A 12396-nucleotide genomic window follows, 5' to 3' on the forward strand; every position below is an offset into this window, starting at 1 on the left:
CCTTGAATACTTACTTCATACTTATTAAATTAAATTTAGCAGGTTCTTATATCTTACTTTAATTTCTATTTTTTATTTATTTTCTAAGGTGGATTAATCAGAAAAATTGATTAATTAATCAACAAAAAACCTCTGACGTATGTCAGAGGTTTCGTTATATTTATTTGATACGGATTAGTTCACACCGTGCATCATTTTCTTTAAGATTGGTGAAATTAAAGCAAGGATAACAGCTGCGATACCACACAATACCACGAATACCATGAAGAATTCGAATAAATTGTGAATTTCAAATCCTGCAAAAGTAGGATTCTGCAAAGGCAACTGAGCTTTTTCAAACGCTACAGCCTGCTCAGCTGTTAAGGTTACTTTCTTATCCAAAACATCCTGAAGGTTTACTCCGATTTCCTGAGCTTTGGTAAATTTATCACCTGTAGCAGGAATTAGTGCTCCTAATGAACCGGCCAAAGCATACCCTGCAGCATTGGAGATAAAGAAAACACCATACAATAATGAAGCAAATCTTTTCGGAGCCAGCTTACCTACCAAAGATAAACCGATTGGAGAAAGGCAAAGCTCACCACAAGTCTGGATGAAATATAAAAGCATCAGCCATTTTATCGCCAATAATCCTGAATTTCCAAGATCTTTTACGTTATGGGCAATGATAAAATAACTTAAAGCAATTAATGCAAGACCCATTGCCTGTTTCATCGGAGAAACCGGCTCTTTGCCTCTTGCTCTTAATTTATCCCAGATTAAACTGAAAGGAACTGCAAGCAGTACAACGAAAATCCCGTTAAAAATCTGTACCATTGAAGGCGGCATATTCCATCCGAAGATATTTCTGTCGGTCTGGTTGTCTGCAATGAATGTTAATGAAGAACCTGCCTGCTCGAAAGCTGCCCAGAAGAAAATAATAAAGAAGGACACGATATAGATTACCCAGATTCTTTGTCTTTCTACTTTGTTTTCTGCAGAAGACATGATTAAGAATGCCAAGGAAATTCCTGCTGCATAAATGAAAGGATAAATAATTCCTTTGATTAATTGTCCCATTTCAACTGCTTTAAAGCCAAATTCACCGACAAGAAGATATCGGAAAACAAAGAATAAAACAATAAATAATGCTCCTGTAATTCCTAATGCTGCTCCTGAGAATTTTGCAGTCTGCGTTTCGCCTTCTTCAAAATCTGCGCTGGTATTATGTTTTGGTAATCCGCCGATTGGTCTTCCTTCCGGAGTTACCACATATTTATTTTTAAGGATAAAGAATGTTATAGTTCCGACGATCATTGCAATCGAAGCCGCCAGGAATCCCCATTTGAATGCGAAGATATCTCTTACGCCTGTTGTCGCATCTTTTACGTCTCCTAAATAAGGACAGATAAACTGACCTAAAAATGCTCCGATATTGATTCCCATGTAGAAGATCGTGAAAGCAGAGTCTAGTTTTGATTTTTCCTGTTTCGGGTAAAGACTTCCCACCATGGAGGAAATATTCGGTTTGAAGAAACCGTTTCCGAAAATGATGATGAAAAGGGCAAGCCACATAAACATTTTTGCGCTGTCAATGCTTCCTGAGAAAGTAGAGGCACTAATGAACAGTAAAAACTGACCGATGGCCATTAATGATCCACCGATTAAGATGGCATTTCTGTTACCGATATACTTATCTGCAATGAATCCTCCCAAAAGAGGAGTAAGGTAACATAAAGCTAAAAATCCACCATAGATGATTGCTGCATCAGCTTCTTTTATTAATAAGGAATTTACCATGAAGAGCGTCAAAAGTGCTCTCATTCCATAAAAGTTGAAACGCTCCCACATTTCTGTTCCGAATAAAACCCACAATCCCTTCGGATGTCTGGATCCTTTATTCTCTACAAATTCATCCTGTTTCGGACTTAATGCTTCAGTATTATCCATTTTTTATTGTTAATTTTTGTTAAGACTGACAAATATAGTTTTTTTTGTGTTTTCGGCAAGGTTTTAATTTTATATTTAAATAAAAAAGCTGCAGAGTGACTCTACAGCTTTGTTTTCATTATTGTTGAATAAAATCAATGTCCCTTTTCCTTCATGATTTTGTTTAACCTTTTTAACATGGATAGTCCTAAAAGGGTGGCAAATATCAGTAAAGCAAAATTGACCAGGAAGTAATTCATTTTATTATCATAGCTGTACCAGGTACTTGCTAAAATTCCTGAAAGTTTGTTTCCAACTGAGTTTGCCAGGAAAAAACCTCCCATCATTAAAGCCGTAATCCTTGCAGGAGATAATTTGGAAACAAAAGACAATCCCATCGGCGAAAGGCAAAGCTCACCAACGGTGATAACACCATATCCTGCAACCAGCCACCACGGCGAAACTTTAACGGCGCCGTTATCACCCGCCCATACTGCCAGAACCATAACCAGACAGGATAGTGCTGAAATAAATAATCCCAAAACAATTTTCGTAGGCGTTAGCGGTTCTTTCCCGCGTTTTCTTAAAAATGCCCAGAAGGCAACGATAACGGGCGTTAAGGCAATTACCCAAAATGGATTGATGGATTGAAATAATTCTGTATTATATAAATAGGTTTTTGTTTCAGGATTTTTTTCTAATTGTGTACGCTGTTCGGGAGAAATATTTTTAAAGTAAACATCTTTTCCCTGTACTTTAATGGCTTTTCCGTCTTTATCTTTTTGGGACTGGAACTGATTATCATAAACAGGAACTTCCTTGTCTTCATAACTTTTACCCTCAACCATATAAATTCCTTCTAATGGCTTTTCCATAGCGGCAGGAACGCTTCGGTCAGTGTAATAATTGGCCCATCTCGTTAAAGCGGTTCCATTTTGTTTGAAAACTGCCCAGAAAAACATACTGATTAAGAAAACCGATAATAAGGCTCCGATGGACGATTTTTCATTAGGTTTAGCTTTAAAATAGAGCGAAGCATAAAAATAAATAACAGGAACACAGGCGAAAATAAAGGCATCTGTACTGTCGCTTCCGAAAATATTTCCGGGAATGATCCAACCTATGGCTCCCGCAATAATTGCAGGTAAGAACACTTTAATCAAAATTTCCGAAAGCTTGGTGTCGCCTTCCTGTACCGGTTTCATCTGGGCTGCATGAATATAATGTTTCCTGCCAATGGTAAAAATTACCATACCAATCAACATTCCGATTCCGGCAGTAATGAAAGCTTCACCCCAACCGAATTTATTCCGCATAAATGCCGCAATGATATTGCAGATAAACGCGCCGATGTTGATTCCCATATAAAAAATATTGTATCCGGAATCTTTGTTGGCTTTATAAGGTTCTTCAGAATATAAATTTCCAAGCAATGTTGAAATTGTTGGCTTAAAGAAACCGTTTCCGATGATAATTAATGCTAATGAAGAATAAAAAAGAGTAAGATCTTTAAAAACACCCATCCCAATGTATCCGGCCGCCATTAAAATTCCCCCGAGATAAATCGATTTGATGTAGCCTAATACCCGGTCCGCAAGAAAGCCGCCGATGAAAGGGGTTAAATAGGTAAGTGCAATGTAGGTTCCGAAAATATCGTCTGCGGTTTTGTCGGGAAGTCCGAGGCCACCTTTTGCGCCGGTTGGTTCAATCACATACAGTACAAAAATTCCGAGGATAAGATAATACCCGAAACGCTCCCACATTTCCGTAAAGAAGAGGAAAGGCAATCCCTTAGGATGTTTAGTCTTCATAGCTGATAAATTTCAAATTTCACAAATATAGAATTTTAAAAATAATAATGAGATTTTATTAACTTTGGATAAAATAAGATGGAAAATGGAAATTACATTGAAAGATTTAGAAAACAATATCAGAACACTCCCTGAAAATTTTTACGAGGAATTAAATGATTTTATTGATTTTTTGAAGAATAAACATTTTAAAGAAAAACAATATGAAGTTCCAGAATCGCAAAAAGAGGAGGTAAGAAGAAGAATTAAATATTCTCAAAGTAATTCTCAAAGTTTTGTTTCCGAATCTGAAATGGATGATTACTTAAGAAGTTTAGAAGATGGCGATTAAATTAATCTACAGCCGTTTTGTTAAAAACGATCTTAAGGAAATCAATGAGTGGTATAAGAAAATTAATAAAGAATTGTGGAACAATTTTACGAATGAATTCCGACTGAAAATCAATCTTATTAAGGAAAATCCTTTATCTTTTGAATTGAAATATAACAATATTAGACTCGTTTTTCTAAATAAATTCCCCTACGGAATTCATTATTCATATGATGCAGAAGAAAACATAATTGAAATATATTCCGTATTCCATACTTCAAGAGATCCCGAAAAATGGAAAGAAAGAAAATAAAACTCCGAATCTTTAATGCGAGATTCGGAGTTTTTTTTATCATTAAATTTCAGATAAATTTTTACAAATTCTCCAAAATAAAGTCAGTCATTTTCTGGTAAAGCTGAGGTCTTGTCTGCCCGCCATAAATTCCGTGGTTTTTGTCGGGATAAGCCATGAAATCAAACTGTTTTTTATTCTGAATCAAAGCTTCCGAGAATTGCATGGAATTCTGGAAATGAACATTATCATCGGCAGTTCCGTGAATTAATAAGAACTTTCCTTTCAGTAAATTCGCATATTCGGTAGGCGAGTTTTTATCATAACCGTCAGGGTTTTCCTGTGGTGTTCTCAGGAACCTTTCTGTGTAAACGGAATCATAAAATCTCCAGTTGGTAACCGGGGCAACCGCTATTCCCATTTTGAAAACATCCGCACCTTTGGTCATGGCTAAGCTGGTCATGTAACCCCCGAAACTCCATCCGAATATTCCGATTCTGGATTTATCAATATAAGACTGATTTCCAAACCATTTAGCTGCCGCAATCTGATCTTCAATCTCATATTTGCCAAGATTCATGTAAGTTACTTTTTTGAATTTCGCTCCTTTATAACCTGTTCCGCGCCCGTCTACGCACGCAACAATATAACCTTTTTGAGCTAACATTTCAAACCAGAGTGCATTCCCGTTATCCCAGGAATTGGCAACCTGCTGAGATCCCGGCCCTGAATATTGAAACATGAATAACGGATACTTTTTATTCTTATCAAAATTTTTAGGCTTAATAATCCATGCATTCATCTGGTCTCCGGCTTCATTGGGAATCGTCATGAATTCTTTTTCAACAAAGTTATCTGCTTTAAGCTTTTGAAGCTGCGCATCATTATTCTGAAGTTCCTTTACTACTTTTCCGTTTCCGTCCTTTAAGACAAAAGTGTAAGGTCTTGAAGCCGTAGAAGATGTTTCAATAAAATAATTGTAGTTTTTGCTGAAACTTGCAGAATTATTACCTTCTGCATTGGAGACAAGCTGTGATTTTCCGTTTTCGATGTTTATTTTGGAAACCACTTTATTGATGCTTCCTTTCTCTGTAGTCTGAATGTAAATTTCTTTTGATTTTGGATTATATCCGTAATAATCGGTTACCTCCCAATTCCCTTTCGTTACCTGCTTTTTCAGCTTTCCGTCTTTGTCGTACCAGTACAGATGGCGGTTGCCGTCTCTTTCGGAGCCCCAAAGGAAAGAATCATCCTCTAAAAATTCCAATGTCGGACTGTCGGTGTCAATCCACTTTTCATCCGTCTCGGTAAATAATTTTTGTACAGCTCCGGTTTTAGTATTTATTTTCAGAACATCAGAAGCATTTTGAATTCTTTCAGAAGTAATCAAAACGATTTCGTCCGGTTTTACCGTCTGAATAACGTTGGGAATATAATAATTTTTAAACGAGCTTAAATTTAATGAAGTGGTTTTACCATTATCAAGGCGATACAGCTGCGCTGAAACTTTGGAATTTTTTTCTCCGGCTTTCGGATATTTATAACGCATTTCAGATGGGTAAAGTGTTTTACCGTAAATCGGGATAAAAATTTCCGGCACATCACTTTCATCTGATTTTACAAAAACAATAGCGTCAGAATTTTTCGTCCATTCATATTGTCTTGCATGTCCGAATTCCTCCTCGTACACCCAGTCTGCAAGTCCGTTGATAATTGAATTTTTCTTACCATCTGTGGTAATCTGCGTAATTTTTCCCGAATTTAAATCCTGATAGAATAAATTGTTATCAGCGATAAATGCAACTTTGGTGGCATCAGGAGAAAACCTCGGCTCCTGAACAAAATTGCCTTCATTTAAGGCAACTGTTTTTCCCGATTTCAAATCTTTTACCTCAAATTTTCCAAGAAAGGAATGTCTGTAAATCGGCTCACTTTCTTTGAGTAAAAGAATTTTAGACTCATCATCAGAAAATTCATAGCTTTCAAACTGTCCGTCAACAATATTTCCTTCTTTTTGGGACGTTTTATAAGAGTATTTTGCAATTCCTCCCTGTTCGATTACCAGGTAGTTTTCCCCGTTTTTCATGGAAGTGATCCCGGCGATGCCTTTTCCACGGTAATATCCTGAATAAATCTTATCTAAGGTGATTTCCTGTGCGGCTAAACTCTGAAAGGCAGCAGCTATGGTAAGTGTTAATATGAATCTTTTCATTTTTTATTTTAAAGATTTCAAATATAACAATTTTATGAATGGTAAAAAAAGCATTTAAATGCAGCCTTTGGCAAAAAAATTGAATACTAAATCATAATCAATACATCACAGAATAATTATGGAAACGAATGCTTTTGACCAAAAACTAAACCGCTACGAATTCGACGACACCATTATATATACAGGATTTTCAAGCTATCAGGATGCTGAAGACTATGCTCAGAAAAAAAATGGTAAACTGGTGGAAGTAGGTTTCAAAGACGGTAATGATAACCCCGAAATAGGCAATGAAGCGAATCTGATTGAAAAAAAACTTCACTATGTTGTAGATGCCGGTGACGAATATAAGTTCATTCATTCATCCGACCCCGCATTTAAAGAATATGCAGACGAATTGCAGAAGATAAAAGCAAAATTGCTTGAATCTCCGCCGGATGAAAGATATCTGGCCAATTTTGAAATAGAAAATACGGAAGACCCGATTGTTGTAATAAAAAATGATCATTTTGAATCGGTGACTTCAAGAGAAAGGTCAAAATACCTGAAACACGCTAATGTGTATGAAATAGGAGTCTCTGTACCAATATCTTAAAATATAAAACGATGAGCAAGACAAAATATTCAGAAAAAGCTCAGGACAAAGTAGAGAAAGTAATGCACGAGTTCAAGGAAGGAAAACTGAAATCTTCGTCCGGAGATAAAGTGAAAAGCAGAAAGCAGGCAGTTGCCATAGGAATTTCTGAAGCAAGAGAAGAAGGCCTGAAAGTGCCTAAAGAAAAAAAGAAAAAAGATTAATACTAAAATCGGTTTGAAAAATTCTTCAAACCGATTTTTTTATATTATAAATGTAATTGATCGTCAGTGGAGTGTTTTTGTAATGAATGAAGAAAATGTATCGAGTACATTAAATAAACATTGTCACTCATCAGAAATTATCCGTTGTAATTGTAAAGGATCTGATAATATTCGTCTGCCATTCGGTCACTGTTGAACTGATCTTTCACATCATTCATGGAGTTATACTGAATTTTTCTCCATTTATTCGGATTATCGTAATAAGCAGGAAGGATTTCATTTTCCAGAAGTTCATACAGCTTGTTCATATCGTAATTATCCTGTTCATAAATGCTCATATTGTCGTAATCTCCTTTTGGTACAACGAAAGAGTTTTCTCCATGTTTTGCAAATTCAGGGATCCATCCGTCGTCGGTAGAAAGATTTACGGAACCATTCATGGCGGCAGTCATTCCTGATGTTCCTGAGGCTTCTCTCGGAACCCTTGGGTTGTTCAGCCAAAGATCGGAACCCTGCTTCAGCGATTTACTCAGTGAAAGCTCATATCCCGTAAGAACGGCCATGTTTTTATTGTTTTTGCTTTCTTCCACCAGAGAATTAAAAACAGAAATTGCGGAAAAATCCATCGGGTAGGGTTTTCCGGCCCAAATGATCTGTACCGGATATTTCGGATGATTCAAAAGCTTATAAAATCTTTCTTTATCCTGTAAAAGAAGATCTGCCCTTTTATAGCCTGCAAATCTTCTTGCCCAGACAATCGTAAAAATATTGGGGTTAAAAAGATTGCCGGTCTGGTCCGCAACGATTTTAAAAAGTCTTTTCTTAAGATGCTTTTTCCGGTAATCAAACACCGTTTCATCGTTTTCATCTTTGGCATTGTACAAAGGTTTGTCGGACCAGTATTTGAATTCCTGGGCATTGGTGATTGATTTAATTTCGCATATCCCTTCATATTTGCTCCACATGGCTCTTGAAACAACTCCATGAAGTTCCGACACACCATTAGCGACGCGGGCCATTTTCAGGGCACAAAGCGAATGGTTGAAACGGTCGTCTCCCGTACCTTCGATTCTTTTTACGTCTTCCATGCTGAATCCGGAAAAATAAGACATATCATAGCAAAGTCTCAGATTGTGCTTTTCATTACCGGCCTCTTCGGGAGTGTGAGTGGTGAATACAAGCTTTTCTTTTACCCTGTTGAGGTCTCCGTTGTATTTTTTTAGCAGATGAAATGCTGCGGGAAGTCCGTGAGCTTCATTCAAATGATAAATATCCCTTTCCAGATTCATTTCATCTAGCAGCTTAGCTCCACCTTTTCCTAAAAGGATATACTGGGCAAGCTTGGTAGACTCATTGGCGTCGTACAACTTGTGGCAGATGGTTTTTGAAATATGGTCATTTTCAGGAACATCGGTAGAAAGAAAAAACATCGGTGCCGTATGGAAAATCTCCGGATCAAGATACCATACCTTTACCCAAACCGGTGCGCTGTGGATTTCGATCTGAAATTTCAGACCGGTATCTTCAAGGAAGCTGTACATTTTTTTTGTCCAAACCGGCTGTAGGGTCTGGTCATGATTTCTTGCCTGGTCATAATATCCGAATTTCCACAAAATCCCAATGCCTACAAGATCCTGTTTCAGATTGTAAGCACTTCTCATATGAGATCCGGCTAAAAATCCGAGACCTCCTGAATATATTTTAAGAACCTGCTCTATGGCAAACTCCATTGAAAAATAAGCTACTTTTTTAGAGTATTTGGGATTAGCACCAAAAGGCATTTTAAAGTTTCTAAAATCCATCACAGTTTTATATTTGAAAGCCAAAGGTATTAAATAAGAAAATAAACTATATGTTAATTATTGAATAAATTGTTTTAAAAGAATTTTTAGCATTGATATTTTACTTACCTTTAAGATGTAAATTTTTGATAATCAAAACTTCATGACATGAAACCGGAAGTTTTATGTGTTCCATAACAATAAAAAATAAGCACATGAAAAAGGCATTTTCTGATGAAGATTTAATTAAAAATCTAAGCTTATATTACCTCAACCGGCATTTGAAGAAAAAGCCGATAGAAAAATACCACCGTACGATCGATCAGTCTCCGTTGCATGACCGTGAAAAATACAAGAAAAAGACAGAAATCTTGCTTCTTAATTCTTTTATGCACCATTTTCCTGAAGTTCAGTTTGAAGATTTAACCTGCGAAAGTCCGGATTTCATTGCAAAATTTAACGATAAGAAAATCGGGATAGAGCTCACCGAAGTGATCAATCATCTCGAAATGAAAAAAATAGAAAGCAGCTTAAACAAAATTTTCCGTCAGGCAGAAATATTATTGGAACAAGAAGACACTACGAAATATCGTGGTGTTTATTTTTTGGAATTCCACTCAAATATCCGACCCGATACGCTCGAAAATCAGCAGGAAATTATCCTCAATATTTACAAAAGTATAAAGCGGGGAAAAGCATACGGTTGTGTAAAAAGCTTAAGAAAATCTTTTCATCGGAGAAATGTTTTTATTACTCACGAATACAATATGAATCTTTTTGATGAACTGTGCTCGGAAAAAATTCTCGAACTTATTGAAAAGAAAAATGAGAAATTTCCTTATTACGATACTTCCGTAGACGAATGCTGGCTTGTGATTGTTTCCGACATGAATTCTATCGCTTCCCGCTATACTTTTATTCAGGACAAAGAACATCTGCATCAGGTCAAAAGTCCTTTTCATAAAATTTTTCATATCGAAAACCTTTGCGGAAATATTACGAGTATAAAGTGATTCATTGAATTTGTTGTATTATTTTTCAGTTTATAATGAATTATGTTAAATAAAAATGGCATAATTGCTGTGGAATGTTTATATTTGAGATAACAAATCAAATCACTGAAACATAACCAAATTGAAAAAGCATGAAGAAATATTTACTCCTGTTTTTACTCTTATTATCCCGAACACTTTTTTCCCAGGCTGACTGTTCTACAGCTCTCTCAGTTTGTGGAAATTCGGATATTACCTATTCTCCATCGGGTATTGGCGCACTCAACGAAAACCTTGGAGGATGTCTCACCACCGGCGAACATAACTCCATCTGGTACAAAATTACCATAGCAACCGGCGGAACACTCACTTTTGATCTTGCACCGAGTGATCCGAATGCCGATTATGACTGGGCAATATACGGACCCAACGTTACCTGCGGCAACCTGGGAGCACCCATACGCTGTAACGCCGCAACGGTAATAGGGGTAGGTGCCTCTACCGGACTGAATATGACCAGTACCATACTATCTGCAGCAGGTGGGTCTCTTACCCCATACTGCAGATATCTGGATGTATTGCCGGGACAGACTTATTATCTGTATATTGATAACTGGGTAGATGTGTTTAATCCTACGATGGCTCCTTTTTCACTCACATGGGGCGGAACGGCAACACTTGCTTCACCATTTACCAATCCTAATATTCAGACGCAGCCTTTTACTCCGCCCGGAGCTCCTGCTGCGAATCCTGCAGATCCCAGAGAAATCATTATCTGCCAGAACCCGCCTGTTTTTGATTTCAGTACATTAACAGCAGGTATCCTGAACGGGAATTCCAATTTCCAGATTACGTACCATACTTCCCAGAATAATGCACTTTCGGGAGCTAATCCGATCCTGACGCCGCAAACGGTGAATATGACATCAACATATTATTACAGCATTCATTACCAGGATCCGGCAGATCCCAATAATCCGATAAACTCATGCAGACAGGTAGGAGCGTTCAAATTTAAGCAGGGAACTATTACGGGAAACAATGTTACCTTGTACAGTTGCAACAACAATAATGCGGGTACGGCCACTTTTAATCTGACTTTAGCCGCTGTATTTGCAGATCCCACCGCAACAAAAAAATATTATAATACCCTGAGTGATCTCAATGCAGGAATCAATGAAATTACCAATCCTGCAGCATTTGTTTCCGCTGAAGGCGTTGTATACGTGAAAATTACTTCTCAATACGGCTGTATAGGTATTGCGCAGATTACTTTAAAATTTTATCCTGTTGTTATTGTAACCGAAGCAACATTAAGATCATGTTTTATCGAATCCAATCCCTCTACGGCTTCATTTAATTTAACAACAGCTCCGGTTACCACTCAAACGGGAACAAAAACATATTTCCCTTCTCTTACCGATGCACAAAATAATACCAATGCAATCGCAAATCCCACAAATTATATTGCATCCAATGGCGCTGTCTTTATAAAAGTAACAAATGGAAACGGCTGCTATGCGGTTGCCAAAGTTAATCTGATTGTTCTTCCGCCGGTGTATTCCAGTGTTTTGCCGGATAAAATTATTTGTATGGAAGATAAAACGACCTTGGATGCCGGTCCGGGTTTTACTGCTTATGAATGGAGTACCGGGGCAACTACCCAAACTGTTTCGGGTATAGGAGTAGGAACGTATTGGGTTAAACTGAAAACAGGAGATTGTACTGCGTTGCAGACTGTGAAGGTTTACGCTTCCGAACAACCGGTTATTTCATCCGTTGATATTGCGAACACTACGGTAACGGTAAATATTACAGGTGGAACGGGTCCGTACAGCTATTCTACAGATGGTGTCAACTGGCAGGATTCCAATATATTTAACAATATTCCGCGGGGTGATCATCAGATTTACGTGAAAGATGCATATGACTGTGAACCTATCAGTATTACGATTGTTGTTCCAAATTTAGTGAATGTCATTACACCGAACGGAGATGGCGTAAACGATATGATCGATTATTCTGCATTAGGGAATAAACAAAATCTTGTGTTTAATATTTTCGACCGCTACGGAAATAAAATTTTCCAGGCAGATAAACTTCACGGTTATCAATGGAACGGAACAACGGGCGGCAAAAAAGTCCCAACCGGTACTTACTGGTATTCCGTAACCTGGAATGAAAATGATAAGAAAAATACATTAATCAAATATTCAGGCTGGGTAATGGTAAAAAACAGAGACTGATCAATATAATTTTTTTAAACCGCTTTGAAAGAGGCGGTTTTTTTATTTT

Annotated in this window: 10 protein-coding genes; 6 read left to right on the top strand and 4 right to left on the bottom strand. The window is 37.2% G+C overall.

Annotation, left to right across the window (positions count from 1 at the left end; all coding sequences use genetic code 11):
- Positions 1-174: 174 nt before the first annotated feature.
- Positions 175-1929 (bottom strand): peptide MFS transporter, encoded by a 1755-nt coding sequence (locus HHL20_RS17090; protein ID WP_169232381.1) that lies wholly within the window; start codon positions 1927-1929, stop codon positions 175-177.
- 134 nt (positions 1930-2063) lie between these two features.
- The gene (locus HHL20_RS17095; protein ID WP_169232382.1) at positions 2064-3719 is read right to left on the bottom strand and encodes a peptide MFS transporter; all 1656 of its coding nucleotides are present in this window, start codon (positions 3717-3719) and stop codon (positions 2064-2066) included.
- Between the two features lie 85 nt (positions 3720-3804).
- Between HHL20_RS17095 and HHL20_RS17100 the strand changes: the two genes are divergently transcribed.
- A complete protein-coding gene (locus tag HHL20_RS17100) occupies positions 3805-4050 on the top strand; it encodes a DUF2281 domain-containing protein (protein WP_169232383.1) in 246 nt (81 codons plus the stop codon).
- Complete coding sequence (locus tag HHL20_RS17105; RefSeq protein ID WP_169232384.1) at positions 4040-4342, top strand: type II toxin-antitoxin system RelE/ParE family toxin; 303 nt, start codon at positions 4040-4042, stop codon at positions 4340-4342. Before HHL20_RS17100 ends, HHL20_RS17105 begins: the two co-directional genes overlap by 11 nt.
- 61 nt (positions 4343-4403) lie before the next feature.
- On the opposite strand, the gene HHL20_RS17110 is transcribed toward HHL20_RS17105, so the two are convergent.
- A complete protein-coding gene (locus tag HHL20_RS17110) occupies positions 4404-6533 on the bottom strand; it encodes a S9 family peptidase (protein ID WP_169232385.1) in 2130 nt (709 codons plus the stop codon).
- A 118-nt stretch (positions 6534-6651) separates the two neighbouring features.
- On the opposite strand from HHL20_RS17110, the gene HHL20_RS17115 reads away from it, so the two are divergent.
- Positions 6652-7125: a hypothetical protein gene (locus HHL20_RS17115; protein WP_169232386.1), complete on the top strand. Its 474-nt coding sequence runs from the start codon at positions 6652-6654 to the stop codon at positions 7123-7125.
- Between the two features lie 11 nt (positions 7126-7136).
- Positions 7137-7328, top strand: coding sequence for a DUF6496 domain-containing protein (locus tag HHL20_RS17120; RefSeq protein WP_169232387.1), 192 nt, complete (start codon positions 7137-7139; stop codon positions 7326-7328).
- 137 nt (positions 7329-7465) lie between these two features.
- Here the strand turns inward: HHL20_RS17120 and glgP are convergent, their stop codons facing one another.
- Entirely contained in the window at positions 7466-9130 is a 1665-nt protein-coding gene (gene glgP, locus HHL20_RS17125) for an alpha-glucan family phosphorylase (RefSeq protein WP_169232388.1), read from the bottom strand.
- Positions 9131-9324: 194 nt separating this feature from the next.
- Between glgP and HHL20_RS17130 the strand changes: the two genes are divergently transcribed.
- Positions 9325-10122 carry a hypothetical protein gene (locus HHL20_RS17130; RefSeq protein ID WP_169232389.1) on the top strand — a complete coding sequence of 266 codons (798 nt, stop codon included), beginning with the start codon at positions 9325-9327 and terminating at the stop codon, positions 10120-10122.
- 131 nt (positions 10123-10253) lie between these two features.
- A complete protein-coding gene (locus HHL20_RS17135) occupies positions 10254-12347 on the top strand; it encodes a T9SS type B sorting domain-containing protein (RefSeq protein ID WP_169232390.1) in 2094 nt (697 codons plus the stop codon).
- Positions 12348-12396 lie beyond the last annotated feature (49 nt).

Origin of the sequence: Chryseobacterium cheonjiense (genome assembly GCF_012927265.1) — a bacterium.
Taxonomy (GTDB): domain Bacteria; phylum Bacteroidota; class Bacteroidia; order Flavobacteriales; family Weeksellaceae; genus Chryseobacterium; species Chryseobacterium cheonjiense.